Source organism: Sinorhizobium psoraleae, from assembly GCF_013283645.1.
GTDB lineage: Bacteria > Pseudomonadota > Alphaproteobacteria > Rhizobiales > Rhizobiaceae > Sinorhizobium > Sinorhizobium psoraleae.
This window is the reverse complement of sequence record NZ_JABEKV010000003.1, coordinates 485,650-504,609: the sequence shown is the minus strand read 5'-3', so window position 1 is coordinate 504,609 and position 18,960 is coordinate 485,650. Positions and strand designations below refer to the sequence as shown.

At 61.3% G+C, this 18,960-nt stretch carries 14 protein-coding genes and 2 pseudogenes; 10 read left to right on the top strand and 6 right to left on the bottom strand.

Annotated features, from left to right (window positions below):
• Positions 1-177: 177 nt before the first annotated feature.
• From ILFOPFJJ_RS18155 to ILFOPFJJ_RS18145, 3 genes are all read left to right on the top strand, one after another.
• Positions 178-1,656, top strand: coding sequence for a type II and III secretion system protein family protein (locus tag ILFOPFJJ_RS18155; protein WP_173511956.1), 1,479 nt, complete (start codon positions 178-180; stop codon positions 1,654-1,656).
• Positions 1,657-2,327: 671 nt separating this feature from the next.
• Positions 2,328-2,879, top strand: coding sequence for a hypothetical protein (locus tag ILFOPFJJ_RS18150; RefSeq protein WP_173511955.1), 552 nt, complete (start codon positions 2,328-2,330; stop codon positions 2,877-2,879).
• 362 nt (positions 2,880-3,241) lie between these two features.
• Positions 3,242-3,739, top strand: a complete 498-nt coding sequence (locus tag ILFOPFJJ_RS18145; protein ID WP_173511954.1) for a DUF305 domain-containing protein — start codon at positions 3,242-3,244, stop codon at positions 3,737-3,739.
• A gap of 240 nt (positions 3,740-3,979) precedes the next feature.
• Here the strand turns inward: ILFOPFJJ_RS18145 and ILFOPFJJ_RS18140 are convergent, their stop codons facing one another.
• The 3 genes and pseudogenes from ILFOPFJJ_RS18140 to ILFOPFJJ_RS35100 all read right to left on the bottom strand — a co-directional run.
• Positions 3,980-5,260, bottom strand: coding sequence for a GGDEF domain-containing protein (locus ILFOPFJJ_RS18140; RefSeq protein ID WP_173511953.1), 1,281 nt, complete (start codon positions 5,258-5,260; stop codon positions 3,980-3,982).
• Between the two features lie 69 nt (positions 5,261-5,329).
• Positions 5,330-5,488: pseudogene (locus tag ILFOPFJJ_RS18135) on the bottom strand (GNAT family N-acetyltransferase); the annotation flags it as partial.
• Positions 5,470-5,583, bottom strand: a pseudogene (locus ILFOPFJJ_RS35100) (molybdate ABC transporter substrate-binding protein); the annotation flags it as partial. The pseudogenes ILFOPFJJ_RS35100 and ILFOPFJJ_RS18135, both read right to left, overlap by 19 nt.
• An 889-nt stretch (positions 5,584-6,472) precedes the next feature.
• Between ILFOPFJJ_RS35100 and ILFOPFJJ_RS18125 the strand changes: the two are divergent.
• A complete protein-coding gene (locus ILFOPFJJ_RS18125) occupies positions 6,473-6,829 on the top strand; it encodes a hypothetical protein (RefSeq protein ID WP_173511952.1) in 357 nt (118 codons plus the stop codon).
• Positions 6,830-8,038: 1,209 nt separating this feature from the next.
• Here the strand turns inward: ILFOPFJJ_RS18125 and ILFOPFJJ_RS18120 are convergent.
• Complete coding sequence (locus ILFOPFJJ_RS18120; RefSeq protein WP_173511951.1) at positions 8,039-8,983, bottom strand: DUF2950 domain-containing protein; 945 nt, start codon at positions 8,981-8,983, stop codon at positions 8,039-8,041.
• A 22-nt stretch (positions 8,984-9,005) separates the two neighbouring features.
• A complete protein-coding gene (locus ILFOPFJJ_RS18115) occupies positions 9,006-10,349 on the bottom strand; it encodes a DUF3300 domain-containing protein (protein WP_173511950.1) in 1,344 nt (447 codons plus the stop codon).
• 213 nt (positions 10,350-10,562) lie between these two features.
• Between ILFOPFJJ_RS18115 and ILFOPFJJ_RS18110 the strand changes: the two genes are divergently transcribed.
• From ILFOPFJJ_RS18110 to ILFOPFJJ_RS18090, 5 genes are all read left to right on the top strand, one after another.
• The gene (locus ILFOPFJJ_RS18110; protein ID WP_312032705.1) at positions 10,563-11,351 is read left to right on the top strand and encodes a pseudouridine synthase; all 789 of its coding nucleotides are present in this window, start codon (positions 10,563-10,565) and stop codon (positions 11,349-11,351) included.
• A gap of 202 nt (positions 11,352-11,553) precedes the next feature.
• Positions 11,554-12,531, top strand: a complete 978-nt coding sequence (locus ILFOPFJJ_RS18105; protein WP_173511948.1) for a tripartite tricarboxylate transporter substrate-binding protein — start codon at positions 11,554-11,556, stop codon at positions 12,529-12,531.
• A gap of 386 nt (positions 12,532-12,917) precedes the next feature.
• Positions 12,918-13,379, top strand: a complete 462-nt coding sequence (locus ILFOPFJJ_RS18100) for a tripartite tricarboxylate transporter TctB family protein (RefSeq protein WP_173511947.1) — start codon at positions 12,918-12,920, stop codon at positions 13,377-13,379.
• A gap of 9 nt (positions 13,380-13,388) precedes the next feature.
• Positions 13,389-14,894 (top strand): tripartite tricarboxylate transporter permease, encoded by a 1,506-nt coding sequence (locus ILFOPFJJ_RS18095; RefSeq protein ID WP_173511946.1) that lies wholly within the window; start codon positions 13,389-13,391, stop codon positions 14,892-14,894.
• Between the two features lie 166 nt (positions 14,895-15,060).
• Positions 15,061-15,561, top strand: coding sequence for a hypothetical protein (locus ILFOPFJJ_RS18090; protein WP_173511945.1), 501 nt, complete (start codon positions 15,061-15,063; stop codon positions 15,559-15,561).
• Between the two features lie 90 nt (positions 15,562-15,651).
• On the opposite strand, the gene ILFOPFJJ_RS18085 is transcribed toward ILFOPFJJ_RS18090, so the two are convergent.
• Entirely contained in the window at positions 15,652-16,794 is a 1,143-nt protein-coding gene (locus ILFOPFJJ_RS18085; RefSeq protein ID WP_173511944.1) for an RHE_PE00001 family protein, read from the bottom strand.
• Between the two features lie 712 nt (positions 16,795-17,506).
• Here ILFOPFJJ_RS18085 and ILFOPFJJ_RS18080 point away from each other — a divergent pair.
• Positions 17,507-18,343 (top strand): glycosyl transferase, encoded by an 837-nt coding sequence (locus tag ILFOPFJJ_RS18080; protein ID WP_173511943.1) that lies wholly within the window; start codon positions 17,507-17,509, stop codon positions 18,341-18,343.
• Positions 18,344-18,960: the final 617 nt, after the last annotated feature.

Sequence of the window (18,960 nt, the reverse complement as noted above, 5' to 3'; positions counted from 1 at the left end):
AGATTGTGACTGTAATGCGCAGCTACCCTTGCCGGTAGAGCCAAAATGGGCGACCGTTCTCTAGCGCGGCTTCGCGTAAGGGGCATCGAGTCGGGTTGGGGAGGCAGAATTAAGGGTGCGGCTTTGCCGCCGGGCGGTGGACAACGAACGGAGGCTGGAGCGAGAATGATAAGCAGAATGAGCAAGGGCTTGGCGCGAGCCGGAGCCCTTCCGGCATTGACGTTGGCAGTGGTCGCCTGCGGTTTCACGAGCCCCTATGTCATCGGTCGGGCGGACGCTCAGGAAGAGTTCGTCAGCCTTACCGGCACCGTGCAGCACGTGACGTTGGCGCCGAACGACACCATGACGATCAGGACTAGCAAGTCCTTCGGCGACCTCGTGATCGGCAGCGCCGAGTTGATCGATGTCGTGCCCCTCTCCGAGAGGTCTCTCTTCATCCGCGGCAAGCAGATCGGCGCCACCAATATCTCGGTCTATGACGACAGCAAGGCGCTGATAGGCGTAATCGACATCCGTGTCGCCAGTGACTTCAGTGAGGTAGCGGCGGCGATCCGTTCCGCTGCGCCTTCAGCGAGGATTCGTGTGTTCAACTCAAACGATCGCATCCGACTAACGGGTGTGGTGCGTGACGCGGTTGAATTGCAGCGGGTGATCGAGATCGCCCAGTCCTATTCAGAACAGCCGGTGTTGAACCAGTTGCGCGTCGCCGATTCCCAGCAGGTCATGCTGGAGGTCAGAGTGATCGAGGCCTCGCGCCAGACCGGCCGCGACCTCGGCATCGGCTGGTCCGGGCAGGGCCGAAACGGAATCGGCAAGGCAACGACCAGCCAAGGCATCGGCGTCGATGATGACGGAAACCTTGTCCGCACGCTCGGAGACGCCGCGGGAGCGGCAACGGGGATGCAGCCCTTCGGCCAACTCATCGCCAAGGTCCTGACGATTGCCGGCGGCCAAATCGATGTCGTCATTAACGCACTGGAGCAGAAGGGTCTGGTGCGCCGCCTGGCGCAGCCGAACCTGATCGCCATGAGCGGCGAGACGGCGAGCTTCCACGCCGGCGGCGAGGTGCCTATCCAGACGACGGTGGCGAACGGGGCGACGGTTGCAACCGAAACCGATTACCGACCGTTCGGCGTGCGTTTGACGTTCACGCCTGTCGTGCTCGACGACGGACTGATCAATCTGAAGATCGAACCGGAGGTTTCCGAGATCGATACGTCGATCAGCGTCAACGGCAATCCCGGCTTCGTCTCGCGCGCGGCGAAAACCACGGTCGCATTGCGGGATGGCCAGAGCTTCGCCATGGCCGGGCTTCTGCAGTCCGTCAATGCCAAGGACATCCAGCAATTGCCGGGTCTGGGACAGCTTCCCGTTATCGGCGCACTGTTCCGCTCGACGAGCTTCCAGAAAAGGGAATCGGATCTCGTCATTGTCGTCACCCCGCATATCGTTCGGCCAGCATCGCCGGGCGAGGACCTCTACAGCCCGCTCGACCAGACGCGCTCGTCGAACGACGTCGAGCTCTTTGCCCTCGGCCTGCTGGAGGTCGACAAGGACATGCTGCGCCGCTTCAGAAATGGCGAAGGCATCAAAGGGCCCTATGGCCACCGTCTCGATCTCGATGTGGGAGGCGCGCATGCCCTTTCGAAGAAGTAGTCGCGCGCCTGTTTTAGTGGTCGCCACCGCGCTCCTTTCCGGATGCGCCGACTACATGAATCATCGCGACACGATCACCTTCGGTGCCGGCAACGCGACAGAGGCCAATAAGGGAATCCATATTCAGGACCCATTCCCAAGGGTAGCGCAGAGGACGGACATTCCCGGCGACGGCAAAGTTATTTACCGGGCGATCCGCACCTATCAGGGCGAAGGCCTCCGCGGCGGACCGCCCCCCCCTCGGCCGTAATCCTGCCGACGGCCACGCCTCCCACGCAGACGAATGGGGCGTCCGGCAATGGCGCGGAAAACTGACGTGTTTGCGCATGTCTGGGACGCGTTCGGTGGACCTCATAATGCCGTCACCAAGGACGAGCGCTGATGCGATAAGGGCGTGGGTACGCGAGAACAAGGGTGCTCGGTCGGCGATGAGCTGCATTGCGGCCGGACCGGCGACCGCCCGCCGAGATGAAGGCGCGCGCGCCGAAGCTTCCTGAGCCTGTGTCGTCCGGAGAGGCGCTGACACGCTCTACCGCATGCAAGGGACAGGAGCCACATTGGTGGTGAAGTAGTGGGACGAGCAAAAGCGCGATTTCGCGGAAACTAAGAAATAGCCGGAGCCCGAAAGCGAAGCTTTGGGCTTCGGGCCCGGCTTGCGGCGGCGGAAGCGGATGACCAGCTTGGCGAATGTGGAAATTGAACCCGGCGATGCGAGTGGCGTTCGAGCGGCGAAGGCGCGAACCGACAACGCGCCGTTCTTTGCCTTGGCCCTTGTTTTCCTCGCTCTAAATGCCGGCACGCTGCTCTACACCGCCAAGAACGCAGCCGATGTCCGTGAGAGCCGCGAGGCGCTTGCTGCGGCCAAACGATCCATTGACGGTCTGAGGCTGCAGATCGGCAAGCAAGACCGCAACATCGGCAGGGCCGACGACCCTGCGCCTATTCGCCAGCAGGTCGAGAAATTGCGGAAAGACCTATCCCTCCTCAGTGAGCGGATGCGTTCCGGCTCCCTCGCCTCCGGCGGCTCCGTCATCTTGAGCGCACCCGGCAAGGGCGTGGCGCGCCTCGAGGCCCCGCCGGCAGCGCCCTCGGGAGCGGAATTTTCGGCACCGCATGAGGGCCAGCCGGCAATCGATGCCGAGAGCCCCTCGTTCGCCGATCTGCAGCGCTATGAGCGATCCGTTTCGCCGGAGGGCAAGCTGATCCCGCGGAAGGTGCAATAGCAGCCCTCTCCGCGTTTGCCCTATTACGTTCCGCAGCGCCGCTCTTCCAGATACCGCGACGTTAAGCGCTGTGGCTACGAAGTCCGAACTTGTGGCTGCCAACTGCTTGGGCCTGCAGAAGACCGACCTTCTGACCTGCAGCGCCGCGCGTCCATATATTCGTTGGAGAACACGAAGGTGTTCGGGAGAGATTGGAACTTAACGGAAGTATGAGCCGGGGTTGCTGCAGGCATCTGCGGGCTTTGGTCTGCGGTGAGTTGCAAGAACCAAACCCGCGCCGCCTTTGACGGAACGAACGACCGAACCGACGGTTCCTAGGGAAGTCCTATACCGTCAAGGATGGCAGTAAGCGGAGGCTCGCCATGAAAGATCAAGACAAGCAGCCAACGCAGCACCATGGCACGATGACGCACCATTACTTGATGTTCGCCGTCAACATGCTGCTCAGTCTGGTCGTCATGTACTTCGTGATGTTCTCCATGATCGATGGCTGGGCCGATTTCTTTAACAACCTCAACACGTTCTACATGGCGCTGGCGATGGTCGCTCCGATGGGCATCATCATGCTGGCGACCATGGGGGCGATGTACAGGAGCACGCGCCTGAACGTGGGCCTTTGTCTCGGCCTGGTTGCCCTCTTCGTTGTGGCGCTTGCGGGGACGCGCACGCAGGCTCTGATCGACGACCGTCAGTTCATCGCCTCGATGATCCCGCATCATTCGGGAGCGATTCTGATGTGTCGCGAAGCGAACCTCACGGACGACGAACTGGTCGATCTGTGCGATAAAATCTCTCAAGGGCAGCGCAAGGAAATCGAGCAGATGAACTCAATCAGAGCGAGACTGCATGGCTCCGGCTGATTGATGGCTGGCGCACACCTATCCGATACCGCTGAGCATCAGCCTGACATCCACGCACTTTCGGGCAAGCTCGCCCGGCAAAATGCCGCCATGACCGCGATCTGGCATGCGTCGGTCTGGCTGTAGGCCAATCAGAGTCGGGCCGGACAAAGACGCTAGGCGCAGAGCCATGATGGCTCCGCACCTTCCGCTCGCCCTGGGGTGCCGTACCTAAACCGGCCGTTGGTTTCGACAGCGCAGCTATGCGGTTGGTGAATCGGGCTTATAGAGTATCACGCGATTGCGGCCCGTTTTCTTGGCCAGATAGAGTGCCTCGTCAGCCTGGTTCTGAAGCTTCTCCGGCGCGATGATCGCTTCACTTGACGCCTGCGCCGCCACGCCAATGCTGAGGGTGACATAAGGCGATACGCGGGATGCGGGGTTCGGAAGGGAGGCGGCTTCGACGCTCGCCCTAATTCGTTCAGCCGTGGCCAGCGCAGCTCGTTCATCTGCGCCCGGAAGCACGACGAGAAACTCCTCACCGCCGTAGCGGGCTACATGGTCGCGGTTTCGCCTGACGCTGCTCTGAATGATGCCGGCAACTTTCACGAGGCAGCGATCGCCCTCAGCGTGACCAAGGCGATCGTTCAGGTTCTTGAAGTCGTCGATGTCGCACATCAGCATGGCGTTACCCGGCGGGCGCTCCGCGCCTGCGCTCCAGAGGCGATTCAGGGTTTCCATCATCCAGCGCCTGTTGGCGATTCCGGTTAGGGGATCGGTTTTTGCAAGGCGCTCGAGGCGGGCATTGGCGTCGGCAAGCTCCGCTACCCGCCGCTTGTCGCGAAGTTCAAGAAGGAAGGTCTTCTGGGCCAGGATCGTCATCGTGCGTCGGGCAACGATGGTCGCGACAATGCCGCTGGCAAAAAACAGCGTCCCGGCCACGGCGCTGCCCCTATTGAGGATCGGGTTCTGCAACTGAAAAATAAGGTAGAGGGCAAGAGCGAACGAGGCGACCGTCACCGTCCAAGCCAGAGGAACGGCGAAGATGATGATCGCGGTGATGGCGACGAACAGCATGATGTTCAAGTGCCGTTCATAGAACTCGCCACCTGCGCTCACGCCCACCAGTGCGACCGACAGGAGGATGAGGAACAAGCCCGTGAGCAAAGACACCCTTTGAAGCCAAGCGCCGCGCGGTTTTCGCCAGACAAGAGCGGTCGCCAGAGCGGCGGGCGGAAGAATGCAGGCTGGCGGAAGCATCGACAGCGCGACCGCCTTTGGAAGCAGGATCGCGTTGAGACCCAGCGTCAATACGTCCAGCAAGACCACCCATGTCATCCACGCGCGAATGATTTTGGCCGTCCGCGCCCACGAACGCTCTTGGAACAGGCGAGCAAGCTCACCTTTGAGGCGGATGTCACGCGTGCGGCCTGCAAGCAGTCGCTCGACTTCGGCCATGACAACCGGGTTGGGCGGCTGAGACCGCATTTCCGGGGAGGCGGTCACGTGACTGTCAGCAAGTGCGCTTTCCTTAAGCTCCATCCTTGCCCAACTAGGGGAGCACCTCCTGCTGGCAAGATCATCGGCGCATGAACTCGCGAGTTGTACTCATGCCAACCACGTGGCGAAAGTGCCGGTCTCGACCGGTGTGTCGAGCCTCAGAAATTGATTTTCGTGGGCGACGACATGCTGCCGTATCACTGCGATGGCGTCCGCATCAGTTTCTGCCACGACCGGGCCAATGACATGCCCGCCAGAAACCGATCGACAGGCATGACATCGGGAGCGGCGGCGAGAATTGAGGTCACGGGAACGACCTCCAACTCGGCTTCCCCACGGCCTACAGCCAGTATTGTCTGTCCTCCTGGTGTGCCACCACCAGCGCCGCTGTCGTCGGCCACACCGTCTACGCACGGCAGTGATCCGCCCCGCCAAGTGGAGTGCCGCTTATTTTGATATCCTTGGGCACAAGCGTGGGAACTTCCGCTCTCCACCACCTGAGACGATCGATGCATGGCCGATTCGACCTCAGCGCACGAGAGTCTACTGCGCATCCCTCGCCTTGAAAGGATGCGAACCGATGCCGCCACGATAAGATGCCCCCACGATAAGAGCACTTGCGCGAAGAACACATGGTTGCGCCGCATGGCGTGCTTTGCCTCATACGAGAGAAGCATTTTAGCCTTCCGACAACACTTCCGGCCACATTGATCACGGCTCCATAGCGCCCGCCGTTGGATTGGCGTTGCGGCGAGGCGGTCGGGTGGACTCTTTTCGTCGCCAGATTGAATAGGGCCGCAGGGCTTCGCGCAAATACAGGTCTATCGCCGCTATGGATCAGTGGCCAACCATCGCGCGCGGGGGCCAGACCACTGCCCTCGGGGGCGATGACATCGGCGACCTCGTTGCTGGCGGCGTCCATGACGATGCGTGTGTGCCTGGCGACCCGCCGTCAGCTCAGACATTCCAAGGGCGGCAGAGCCATCCGACGGACTAGGCCAACCGGGTGACCCTCTCCGGAAGAGAGATCGGCCAACAGGCCGAATGGATCAAAAGGTTTAATGTAGTCTATGTCAGGGGCACAGCGCCGGTGGAAAACGAAAGGATCCGGACCGACCTGTAATGCCGCACTTGGCGTCTGCGCAACCCCAACAACTGAAGGATCGAACAGCGGAGGATCTTCTCGCCCGCGTCGTCCTTCGCGCGCGCCGTACCCGATGACGAGAAGGTGACTGCGATGCTGGAGGGCAAGCGATGAGCCTAGTGGAATGGTTGTTTGGTAAGCCGGAGGCTTCCAAGAACGTGACGGTCCTGCAGGGTGGGCCGGTTCTCACCGGCGCCACGATCAAGACGGTTCCACGGGTGGTGACGGTCGAGCCGAAGGAGACAGATCCGCATATCAAGGAGGACTGGGACCACTTTCTGTTGGGGCAGACGCTCATCGACACCCTCGTTCCCTACGCGAGGAACCCGGCCCCCTTCTCCACCCATGAATTGCGGTACTTCACCAACCAGTGGATTGCCGCCATGTCGGGGGATGACCGGAGGGTCCTGTCCGAAATCCTCATGCGAAACAGGGGCAAACGCGACTTCAACAGGAGGAACAGATGATCGGTTACGTGAAGACAGCGAAATACAGTTGGCCGAACGGCATGGAGTAACCAGCTCTGTGATTCCGGTCCGTTGCGCAAGCAGTTTCTGCCCCGACGGATGGTGGTTGAAGGCCGTTCAACTGGAAGCCAAGGGCATCATCCAGCGTGTTCCGGGAAAGCCGGTCAGACTTTTCAAGTGTCCTTGATACGTCAGCCAACATTTTTGGGGCGATGCATCCTGACTACACGAATGTCTGCTCCTGGCGCTTCTTCGCGTTCAGATCGACAGCGACAGCGAGAATTTCCAAGCACTGAGGCGGTTGAGAGGCCGGGAGCGTGCAGGACCGAGTGAAGATCGGCATTCTGTCGGGTTCATGGTCTGCGGGGTAGTGGGAGCAAATCGCCTGCACAGCGGATACGACGATGCCAACGCCTACCAGACGATCTTCCGCAAGACCCTCATCGCCTGCGCTTTTCCCTGGTCGGAGGGACCCGCCACGCGACGGCATGATCTGCAATCGGAGTGATTTCGGCGAAGCCGTGGCCAGTCGCCACGGATGTGCGACGAGTATTAAACACCGCCCTTTTCCAGGAAACTGGGGCATTCGCATATACACGCGAATAACCTATAATATAATTTCTGCATATATCCGATCAAACCGAAGAGGCCCCGACTGAAATTCGGAGCCTCTTCAATTAAACGGAGATCATGCAGGCGACGCAATAGAGCACTGGCACCTCAATACGTCCTCATGACATTCTCTCGGCAGGGGACTACAAGGAAAATGCTTGAAGATGTGCCCGCGCACTTAGGAGATTACACAATCGAACGGACAAGGCAACCGAAAATAAGCAACGACTAATAAGTAATACTAAAGTCGAATTTCGTATGGCGGACAGGCGCTCCCGGCGCAGGGCGGTCACGGCCCCCAAAGCGCGTCGCGCGTGGCCCTGCCGCTACCGCATGATCCCTCAAATCAAACCGTTTGAGGTGCGTCCGATCGGAAGCTGTCGTTCGCCTTCATTGCCGTCGTGCGGTCCAGTTGGTAGCCGTCCCAGCCTCCGCGCCGAGCATTTCGCTGAGCTCCGGCAGTTTCTTGGCCACCGGCTGCTCAAGCACCCTCACCGGCCCGCTGATCGTTTGGTGAGTGCCGTTTCGGCTGCCTTGATTTTCGACGCCGGCGATGGAGATAACGTCCCTCGCCGGCAGGCAGCCCGTCCGAACGCTTCAGTCGGCAACCACGGTCCATTTGTCATCCGGATTGAACCGATCGATGAAGGGCACGATCGCTTCGGTGCTCGGACCGAGATCCGCTTCGTAAACGATACCATGCTGGTTGACGACGAAGGTGTTGACGCCGGTCTCGGCATATTTGACCGGCCAGGCGATCAAACCGAAACCGGCGATCATGTTATCATTGATGACATAGTCGTATTTGCCGCCGGCGATATTGTCGCCCTGGAAAGTCAGGATGCGGAACCGGTAACCGAAATAGCCCTCTCCTGCCTTGGTCTTTTCCAGGACCGCTTCGCTGATCGCGGCACCGACCGGGCTTTCGCCATCGCCCTGCTCGGCCGGCCAATAAAGCCCGTCCGTCTGGCCGTCGCTGCTGATGAGTTTCTGGGCGTATTCCAGGACGCCATCGCCGTCGCGATCCAGCTCCGCGTACTCCTTCTGCGCCTCGACATAGGCACGCACCGCCTCGATCGCCTCCTCTTCGTTCCGGCCAACGCGGCGGTTGACGATCTCCTCGAGACCGACATAGGTGTCGAAAGACCATTTGCCGTCCTCACCCTTGGTGATCGGGAATGGCAACGGCCAGAGCCGATCGCCGATTTCGAGGATCTTCTGATTGCCGCGATCACGAAGGACGACCTGCCGTGCCGCGCCCTCGCGAATGAGGGCAAATGTGTCCATGACCCCTTCGCTCGCCTTTAGCTTCGTCGCATCGAGGCCAAGCAGGCCGGCAACGCCGTTGAAGTCGTCAGCCGCGAGCGCCTTCTTGAACGTCTCGACGGCTGCGGACGGATCGTCGAAGAGCGGCGAGTCATTCGCCGACGCATAGTCGCTGATGTCGCTGGCTTCCTGGGCATGAATCGGTCCGACTGAAGCGAGCGAGAGCGCGACGGAAACGGCAGATCCGAGGAGGATCAATTGAAAGAGCTTGATCATGGTCGTGCCCCCTGTTGCCCGGTCAGTGCCTGCGACCGCCGCCGCGTTTGATTACCTTGTGCGGCCTGCCGCCGCCGCTGTGACCGCCGCCCATGCTGTGCCCGCCGCGCCGGGATGCGAGCGTTTCCCGCTTTCCATGGGAGACGTTGCCAAGCGCGGACGGTTTGCGCGGGCGGCTGTCGAGCTTCGCCGCCGCCTTGGGTTTGCCGACAGGCCGGTCGATCTTCGCCGGCCGCTTGGCGGTCGACCGGTTGATGCCTGGCTGGGCGACATCGCGTCGCGCCGCCGCAGGACTTTCGAGGCTCGGTCTCGGCCTTGCTTCCGGCCCCTGCCTTGCCTGCAAGCCCTCGAGCGTGCTCTTGCGCACATCCTTTAGCTGGCCGCCCGCAGGGCGCTGCGCGGGCCGATCTCTGTTGAGTTCGGCGGCGCGGCTGCGGATGCTGTTGTCGCTATTGGCCTTGATATTGTTGCGGATATTCGTCCTGTCGAACTTCTGGAACTGGTCCCGGTCGAAGCTCAGCTTGCTGCGATCGACATTCTTCCAGTCGATGTCGTTCCACTTGATCTTGCCGTTGATGTCGACGTTGTTGAAGCACTTGTTGCAATCGACATTGATGTCGCCGTCCCAGCGCCCGCCCCAGACGCCCCAATCGTCCCAGTCTACGACTGCGGCCCAGATCGCACCGGTCACCGCGCCGGCGAAGAAGGTCGCTGCCGGATAATAGTAGGCGGGATAGGGCTCGGGATAATAACCGATCGGCACCGGCGCATAGTCCGGCTCGTAGAGCATTTCCGGCGGATACTGCGGAACATAGATCTTCTCCAGGCTCGTCGATTGGATGACGATGTTGTCGTTGTCCTCGACGACCTTGACCTTGTCGTCGGACTTGATGACGCCCTTCGCGACCGCTTCCTCGCGCAGTTGCTGGATCGCGATCAACACATCCTTCTGCTGGTAGGCGATCGCCTGGCCAAGTTGTTGCGTCCAATCGAGGTCGTCGCTCATCATCTCGACGATCTGCGGATAGTTCAGCAGCGAAATCACGCTGCCGTCCCAGTCCTCCTTCGGCTGCATATCGGGATTTTTCGCACGGGCCTGGAGAAACCGCTCGGCCTCGACTATTTGCAAGGGATAGAGCGAAGCAGCGGAAATCAGCGCGACCAGCTCGTCGGGATAAAGCGCGATGCGGGCGACGAAGATCTCGAGCTCGTCTTCGGTGAGCGGCTCCGGCTCCGCCTGCTCCTGGGCGGGAACGGCGGCCATCTGCTGGGCCAAGGCCTTCGTCAGGGTAAGGGGGTTGCCTCCAATTGGCAGCAGCGATATCGCCGCCAAGGCAGTCACGCCCCGCAGATTTGACTTGATCATGACGACGCCTCCCAATTCGCCCGTCGAAGAAGGCGCCGCTCTCTCAACGAAGCGGTTCACGTTCAGGACGAGCCTGTCGCACAAGTCGCAGGCGAGATTATCATCCTTGATCTTCGTATCAAAGCTACAGCAATCAATGGGGTTTCTACTCTGGCCGAGCGGCGCGGATTGTGCCAGATGGACCACGGTCAAACACCGTGGAGACTGGAAGTCGTGAACAAGCGGCGCCCCTCACCGAAGAGACATGGCAACGAAGCGAAAGCCGACGCCGGCAAGCGGGTAACGTTGGCGCGCGCGCTCTCCAAGCTCGGCTATTGCTCCCGCACGCAGGCCGAGAAGCTGATCACCGACGGCCGCGTCAGCGTCGGTGGCAGAAGGACGACCGACCTTTCCCGTTGGGTCGACATCGAGGCCGACCGGATTGCCGTCGATGGCGTCACAGTCACGGCGGAAGCAAAGATTTATCTGATGCTGAACAAGCCGCGCGGCCTCGTCACCACCCGCGAGGACCCGGAGGGGCGGCCGACAGTCTATAGTTGCCTCGGCGACGCCGACGCGCGGTTTCTCTCGCCGGTCGGCAGGCTCGACAAGGCGAGCGAGGGACTTCTGCTCTTTACCAACGATACCGTTCTGGCGCAGCGTCTGCTCGATCCGGAAACGCATCTCGGCAAGATCTATCACGTACAGGTGAGCGGCATCTTCGACGATGCCGCGGCCGCCCGTATGATCGAAGGCGTGAGCGAAGGTGGCGAGCAACTGCGCGCCGCGCACGTGCAACGGCTGAGAAGCGGCGACCGCAACAGCTGGGTCGAGGTCGAGTTGCAGGAGGGTAGAAATCGGCAGATCCGCCGCATGCTCGACGTGCTCGGCTTCGAGTGCCTGCGGCTCGTGCGCGTCTCGATCGGCGATATAGAGCTCGGCGACTTGCCGAAAGGCGCCGTTCGGCCGCTGACGGAGGCCGAGATCGAATATCTCCGGCGGCGCACCGCTCTCGAAGCTTGAGCAAAACGATGGGTGGAAATCCACCCATCGCCCGGAGACTTTGTTTCCAAATCCACCCATATCGCGCGGGGCGAGCGCGGAAAACGGTAAAATGACCGCGGGCAGCGGTTGTATGTGCTAAAATCCCGTCCGCTAATAGGCGATCCAGAACCGGCGCGGGAGGACCATGCCGGCTGGTCTATAATTTCATCGGGAGGAAAAGATGAAAATTCTGCAAGCGCTTCTGGGCGCTGTCGCCGCCGTTTCCCTGTTTGCCGCCCCGGCCAGCGCCCAAAACTATCCGGAGCGCTCGATCACGATGGTCGTTCCCTTCTCGGCCGGTGGCCCAACCGACACGGTCGCCCGCCTCGTCGCCGAATCCATGTCGAAGGATCTCGGCCAGCAGATCATCGTCGAGAACGTCGGCGGCGCCGGCGGTACGCTTGGCGCCGGCCGCGTCGCACAGGCCGATCCGGACGGCTACACGATCCTGCTGCACCATATCGGCATGGCGACCAGCGCCACGCTCTATCGCAAGCTTGCCTATGACACGCTGAACGCCTTCGAATATGTTGGCCTCGTCACCGAAGTGCCGATGACGATCGTCGCCCGCAAGGACTTCGAACCGACGGATCTCAAGGGACTGATCGACTACGTCAAGGCCAACAAGGACACCGTGACGGTCGCCAATGCCGGTATCGGCGCCGCGTCGCATCTTTGCGGCATGATGTTCATGAGCGCGATCGACACCCAGCTCACGACCGTGCCGTACAAGGGCACCGGTCCGGCAATGACCGATCTGCTCGGCGGTCAGGTCGACATCATGTGCGACCAGACGACCAATACCACCAAGCAGATCCAGGGCGGCACGATCAAAGCCTATGCCGTCACCTCTCCGGCCCGCCTCAAGATCTTCCCGGATCTGCCGACGGCGGTCGAAAGCGGCCTTGCCGATTTCCAGGTCGGCATCTGGCACGGCATTTATGCGCCGAAAGGCACGTCTGCCGAGGTGACCGAACGCCTGTCGAAGTCGCTGCAGCTGGCGCTCAAGGATCAGAACGTCACCGCCCGCTTTGCGGAACTCGGCACCGAACCGTCGAGCGAAGCGGACGCGACGCCGGCAGCGCTGAAGGCCAAGCTCGAGAGCGAGATCGCCCGCTGGAAGCCGGTGATCGAGGCCGCCGGTCAGTACGCCGATTGATTGCGTGACAGAACTCGCCGCCGTCCCCGTCGCAAGACAAGAACGGCGGCGACCTGTCTCCGGTCGCGGTCATCGATAAGAACCGGAAGACGTGATCGGTTCGAGATGTGGTGCGGGATGGGGCAGCGCGGTCATGCCTTCCTTGTCCCGCGTCAGTGCCAAGACCGGATGTTGACAGCTGTCAACTCGGCAAAGGTCTGGTGCCCCTTGCCCGGATAACGAGACGCGAGCACATTCGCCTATAGCGCCGCGTCTCATCAGACGCGCAAGGATGCTGCAGCACTTTGAATTGCTGCATGTTTTTATCCTTAAATCGGGTAGGATTTAAGGAAACACGCCGCAGAAGGGAGCGCGGCTCAACGGCTCTCGAACAAAATGGGGACACGATGAAATCCATCTCCTTCGACACGACCAATGCCCTGTGCGGCGGCATCCTGACGGCCGTCGGGTTGTTCTTCGTCTGGCAGTCGCTCACCCTCGAGCTCGGCACCGCCTTCCGCATGGGCCCCGGTTACTTCCCGCTCCTGCTCGCCTGCGTGTTGACGCTGCTCGGCGCCGTCATCCTTGTGCAGTCCGCACGGGTTCAAGGCGAACCGATGGGAGCGATCGCCGTCCGCGGCATGTTTCTCATTCTGCCGGCACCGATCTTTTTCGGGCTGACCGTGCGAGGATTGGGGTTCGTTCCGGCAATCTTCTGCACCGCGCTCATTGCCTGTTTCGCCTCGCACCGCATGAAGCCGCATTGGGCGCTCGCCATCTCGCTTGCGTTGACAGTCTTTTCGGTCGCCGTGTTCAGCTACGGTCTCAACCTCCCGTTCGAGCGTTTCGGCCCCTGGGTCCGGTTCTAGGAGGCGGCCATGGATCTTTTCAGCAATCTCGCCCTCGGCTTCGCCACCGCCGCCTCGCCGGCCAACCTTCTCTTCTGCCTGATCGGCGTTCTCCTCGGCACGCTGATCGGCGTCCTGCCCGGCATCGGCGCAACGGCAACGATCGCCATGCTCCTGCCGATCACCTTCCAGCTCGAGCCGGTTTCCTCTCTGATCATGCTCGCCGGCATCTATTACGGCGCGCAATATGGCGGCTCGACCACCGCCATCCTGATCAACATGCCGGGCGAGTCCTCCTCCGCGGTGACCGCGATCGACGGCTACCAGATGGCGCGCAATGGCCGCGCCGGCGCAGCACTCGCGATCGCGGCGCTCGGCTCGTTCTTTGCCGGAACCGTCTCGACCTTTCTCGTGGCGATCTTCGCACCGCCGCTGACCGAAATCGCGCTGGAGTTCGGCGCGGCCGAATATTTCTCGCTGATGATCGTCGGCCTCGTTTCCTCCGTTGCACTTGCCCATGGCTCGATCATCAAGGCGCTGGCGATGGTCGCGCTCGGCCTGCTGCTCGGCCTCGTCGGCACTGACATCTATACCGGCACGCCGCGCTTCACGCTCGGCATTCGCGAATATGCCGACGGTCTCAACTTCGTCGCGGTTGCCGTCGGCGTCTTCGGCATCGCCGAGATCCTGCGCAATCTTGAAAGCGAGAAGACCCGCGAAGTGCTGATGGCCAAGGTCAGCGACCTGATGCCGACTCGCGAGGATTTCAAGCGGATGTTCGCGCCGGTGGTGCGCGGCACCGTGATCGGTTCGGCGCTTGGCATTCTGCCGGGCGGCGGTGCGATCCTCGCCGCCTTCGCCTCCTATACGGTGGAAAAGCGCATCTCCGACCGCCCGGAGGAATTCGGCCGCGGTGCCATCGCCGGTGTCGCAGGACCGGAGAGCGCCAACAATGCCGGCGCACAGACGTCCTTCATTCCGCTGCTGACGCTCGGCATTCCGGCAAACCCTGTCATGGCGCTGATGATCGGCGCGATGATCATCCAGGGCATCGTGCCAGGCCCGAACGTCGCGGTGGAGCAGCCGGCGCTCTTCTGGGGCATCATCGCGTCCATGTGGATCGGCAATCTGATGCTCGTCGTCTTGAACCTGCCGCTGATCGGGCTCTGGGTGAAGCTCCTGAAGATCCCCTATTTCGTGCTGTTTCCGATCATCATGGCCTTCTGCTCGATCGGGGTCTACAGCGTCAATTCCAACGTCTACGACCTTTACGCGGTCGCCTTCTTCGGCCTCGTCGGCTACCTGCTCCTGAAGCTGCGCTGCGAGCCAGCGCCGCTGCTCCTCGGCTTCGTGCTGGGGCCGCTGCTTGAAGAGAACCTCCGGCGCGCGATGATCCTGTCGCGCGGCGACCCGACGACCTTCGTCACCCGACCGATCAGCGCCGTGCTGCTGCTGATCGCGGCCATCGTGCTCGTCGTCGTCTTCCTGCCGAGCGTCAAGGCCAAGCGCGAGGAGGTCTTCGTCGAGGAGGATTGACGGCAGCGGCGCCGTGGCGCCGCTGGCCAAATGTCGTTGCCGACCCGTGAAAAGGTTGACAGCAACGCAAGAAAGGAACCTCATGCGGGTTGGGGCGTTCGTCAAGCGATCGACGAGCGCCCCTGCTTCGCCGATCCCGATTCCCCCAGGAGGAGGTTCTACGAAGATGATCCAGCGTCTGCTGGCCGCATGCGGCCTGTTCTTTGCTGTTGGGGCAGCGCAGGCCGACGAGACGGCATTTCTCGGGTCGCTGGAGGGCCAGTGGGCCGGCGACGGCATGGTGAAAGTCCGGATCAACCGGTCGCCTATCAACGTGTCCTGCACCTTCAATTCGCAAGCGAGCGGTCCGGCCCTATCGATGAAGGGAACCTGCCGCGGTCTGATCGTCGTTTCGCGCGCCGTTGGCGCCGACTTGCAATTCAACGGCTCAAGCTACAGCGGCTTCTATGTCGGGCCGAGTGGAAGACGGGCAGGCTTGACCGGAAACAGACGCGGCAATGCGATCAATCTTACTATACGCTGGCCGAGGGAAGTGAACGGCGATCGCAGCGCAAACCTGACCCTGCAGAAGGTCGGACAGAACGGCATGAGACTCGTGACGACTGATGTCGACCCCAGGTCCGGCGACAGCGTCGTTACCAGCGACATTAATCTGCGCCGGCAATAACGTCGCCTGAGCCAGGACGCGCCAAAGCGCCAACTCTTTGAAACTACGCAATTCCGGCCGGAAAACCGTCGCGCACTTCCTGGAATTGTCCTAAAGCACGCCCCAGCCGCGGTAGCGTCCCCTGCCCGTCATCTCGCGCACGCCGAGCTCACGCACCAGGTTGAGCGCGCTTCGCTGTGTGACGCCGACGTGGCGGGCGATCAGCGCCGTCGAGACGATCGGCCGCGACAGAACGAGATCGATCAATCCAGGGAGATTGCTGCTCGAGCGCCGGTCCCTGATCCGCATCTCCATTTGCGTCTTTGCCAGAGAAAGCCGGTCGAGTTCCTTCATGCCAAGGTCGGCTGTCACCGCCATCGCCTCCAGGAAAGCGAGCAATCGTGTGAGCCTGTCCTTCGAGCGGCGACGCTCGTGACGGATCGTCTTCAGGCCGGTGTTGAATGCCAGCACGTGCGAGGACACCTTTCCACGAACACGTAAATAGACCCCGACGAGCAGCGAGCCAAGCCAATGCTGCCGGCGCAGCGGTTCGATACGCTCCCAGGCATCGAAGAGGATTGCCGCCCCGAGCGAAGCCGGCAACTGATCGGCTGCCGCCAGAACGGCGCGCCAGGCATCGAGGCGCTGCTCCTCGTCCCACTCCTCCTCGAAGAGCAATCCGAGTTGCCCCATCGGTTCCGACCTCGCCTTGGCGGCTGGCGACAACGCCGGGTCCATCTCGTCGGTGCCGTCGGCATGTGTGTCCAGCAACCTTTGCGACCGGGCGATCGCTGCATCGAGTTCGGCAAATTCAGCGGCGAGCGGATTTTCGTCCGGATCATCTTCCGCGTCCGAGCCCGCATCGTCCCGACGAGCTTCCTCGCGAAGGTTCTGCTCCGTGACCGCCCCGCCCTCTCCCCTGAGCACGTTCAATCCGCCGCTCGTCAAGGCCCAGTCCGGTTCCGCGAGATCCAGCCGACGGCGGGCGCGCAGTACCGCATGCGCGATGGTCAGTTCATGAGAGGGTGCGCGCGCATCCATGTGAGCGTCGTGCAGCACGAGATCCTCGACATGCACCAGTTCCCCGGCAACCCAAAGCGCTGCCGCCGCGTCGAAGAACTGTCCGCGTTCGCGAAAGCCCTCCGAAACCGCATGCCGCCCGGCTCGCTCGTCGAGACGCGCAAGGCTGTCTTCCGCCGCAATCAGGGCCGGCAGCAGCGTTGGATGGAGCGGATCAGGGATTTCGTATCTCATTTTAAAGACGAAACGTTATCAACGAAACGGAAGGTAACACGCGATTATTTTCCGTCACAGGCTTCCCAGGCTTTCTCCCCCGCTAATATCGCGACTGTGGCTTGCGGGCATCGAGGATTGCAATGAGCCGGCGGAAGGACATCGCACAGGGTCGCCATTGCCTTCGAGCGCCAGTTGACAGCTGTCAACGTCCGACACTGCAGCGAGAGGTGCGCCGGCCTGAGGACAAAGGAGAGCAAGGCATCGCGCTACGGCCGCGCCGTTGACAGCTGTCAACTGACATCGATATGAAGTCGGCCACGTTCTAAATGCCGGCGGTGCTCCCAAAAAGAAGGCACGCTGGAGAGTGACTATTGATGAGTAGCCTGCAACGGCGCTGCAATTCTCATCCGAGGGGACGTTGAGACTAGGTGCGGAAGGATCAATCCGCATCTCTCGACCGTACCCAACCGAAAGCGTGAGAGTGCACCAGCGGGATAGGAAATCGAAAGCAATTCCCCGACTGTCGAAGTTTGAGCCGCGTCTATAAGGCGGATGGATGAACTCGGCCCTTGCGGAAAGACCTTTGGTAGGCGGCATAACTACAGCGCCGCGCGTCCAATCGGACGCGCTAAGTCGCTGTAGCACTTGAATTGCTGCGTGATTTTGTCCTTGGATCGATTCCGATTTAAGGAGTCATGCAGCAGGCAAACTAAGGAAGAGCGGAGAGCCCATGGCAAGCGTTCTGGCGGCAAGCGGCGGCGTCAAGCAGGTGATATGCATCAACTGGGGCACGAAATACGGGCCTCCCTTCATCAATCGGCTTTACGCCATGGTCGCGCGCAACATTACGCCGCCTTTCACATTCACCTGTTTCACCGACAACCGCAGCGGCCTGCGTCCAGAGATTCTCTGCGAGGACCTGCCGCCGCTCGACGTTGCGATGCCGGTCAATACGAAAGGCATCTGGCCGAAGGCGCGGCTCTGGGGTCCGAAACTCGGCAGCCTCACCGGCCCGGTCCTCTTCCTCGACCTCGACCTCGTGATCGTCGGGTCGCTTGATTCTTTCTTCGAGGTCGGCGAGCCCGATGATGTGATCCTGGCGCGCAACCAGACGACGCCGTTCGAACGGCTCGGCCAGACGTCATTGTTCCGGTTTCCGGTCGGCAAGCTCGTTCCCTTGCAGGAGAAGTTCCGCGCCGATCCGCAGGGCGTTGCGGATGAATACAGCTTCGAACAACGCTTCGTCACCCGCAATGCACCAGGCGGCGTAAAGCTCTTTCCGCGGCGCTGGGTTCTGCATTTCCGGCAGGATTGCCGCTGGCCCCTTCCGATCAACTATTTCCTCGCACCGCGATTGCCTGCCGACGGCCGGGTGGTCCTCTTTCCCCGCAGTCTGCTGCCGCAGCACGCGATCGATGGACGGTTCGGCTACAAGGGGCGTCCCGCGACGCCGCTCGAACATATCCGCGGCCTTTTTTCTCCGGACCGGCGCGAGAAAAGTGCGCTGCGCTATCTGCGGCACTACATCCGCCCGACGCCATGGGTGGCTGAACACTGGCACGAATGAGCGGCTTTCCTCCGCGACATTCAGAAGAATATCAGCAGCGGCCTCGAAGATTGGCTTAGAGGCGACGAACCTCCGGTCTGTGAGCCGCCACGGCAATTTCTCGGCCACAGCGTTTCCCGGGTTCCGCCGAGATACTGAAGCGCTCTGTTTCTGGGAAAACCAACGATTTCGGAGGGAAGACTGTTTACACCTTCCCTGGACTTGCTTTGGTAAAACGAATGTGTCGTGATAGCCGAGCGACTGTTGACAGCTGTCAACCGTGGAAACGCAGAGCTTGAGAGCGCTCCGAGAGCGTCGGCTTCGTTCTGCCGCCGAGTGGGTGGGAACGGCTCGCTTTTCGGCTATCCGAGGTGTCGGAAATTATGAGCGAGATAGCTTCCGCAACGCCCAATTAAACTCTTTTTCGCCAATGGCTTACGATAGCCGCGGAATTGTTAAGAAACAGCCACTAAATACCGCCAAACGCGTATCCAAGCGAATCCGTCGCGGCATGGAGTGTCGGATATTTCGCGACTTAAAGCAATGGTCGGATGAAGGCGCGGCTGTAGGAGAAGCGTCACTTCCCCCTCCCCTCCAGCGGCTGGCAGCCTTTACGGACAGAGGCCGAGCGAGAAGGC

Bases quoted from the DNA above. Each gene is read 5' to 3' on its own strand.
- ILFOPFJJ_RS18155 (WP_173511956.1), top strand. From the start codon at position 178: ATGAGCAAGGGCTTGGCGCGAGCCGGAGCCCTTCCGGCATTGACGTTG.
- ILFOPFJJ_RS18150 (WP_173511955.1), top strand. From the start codon at position 2,328: ATGACCAGCTTGGCGAATGTGGAAATTGAACCCGGCGATGCGAGTGGC.
- ILFOPFJJ_RS18145 (WP_173511954.1), top strand. From the start codon at position 3,242: ATGAAAGATCAAGACAAGCAGCCAACGCAGCACCATGGCACGATGACG.
- ILFOPFJJ_RS18140 (WP_173511953.1), bottom strand. From the start codon at position 5,260: ATGGAGCTTAAGGAAAGCGCACTTGCTGACAGTCACGTGACCGCCTCC.
- ILFOPFJJ_RS18125 (WP_173511952.1), top strand. From the start codon at position 6,473: ATGAGCCTAGTGGAATGGTTGTTTGGTAAGCCGGAGGCTTCCAAGAAC.
- ILFOPFJJ_RS18120 (WP_173511951.1), bottom strand. From the start codon at position 8,983: ATGATCAAGCTCTTTCAATTGATCCTCCTCGGATCTGCCGTTTCCGTC.
- ILFOPFJJ_RS18115 (WP_173511950.1), bottom strand. From the start codon at position 10,349: ATGATCAAGTCAAATCTGCGGGGCGTGACTGCCTTGGCGGCGATATCG.
- ILFOPFJJ_RS18105 (WP_173511948.1), top strand. From the start codon at position 11,554: ATGAAAATTCTGCAAGCGCTTCTGGGCGCTGTCGCCGCCGTTTCCCTG.
- ILFOPFJJ_RS18100 (WP_173511947.1), top strand. From the start codon at position 12,918: ATGAAATCCATCTCCTTCGACACGACCAATGCCCTGTGCGGCGGCATC.
- ILFOPFJJ_RS18095 (WP_173511946.1), top strand. From the start codon at position 13,389: ATGGATCTTTTCAGCAATCTCGCCCTCGGCTTCGCCACCGCCGCCTCG.
- ILFOPFJJ_RS18090 (WP_173511945.1), top strand. From the start codon at position 15,061: ATGATCCAGCGTCTGCTGGCCGCATGCGGCCTGTTCTTTGCTGTTGGG.
- ILFOPFJJ_RS18085 (WP_173511944.1), bottom strand. From the start codon at position 16,794: ATGAGATACGAAATCCCTGATCCGCTCCATCCAACGCTGCTGCCGGCC.
- ILFOPFJJ_RS18080 (WP_173511943.1), top strand. From the start codon at position 17,507: ATGGCAAGCGTTCTGGCGGCAAGCGGCGGCGTCAAGCAGGTGATATGC.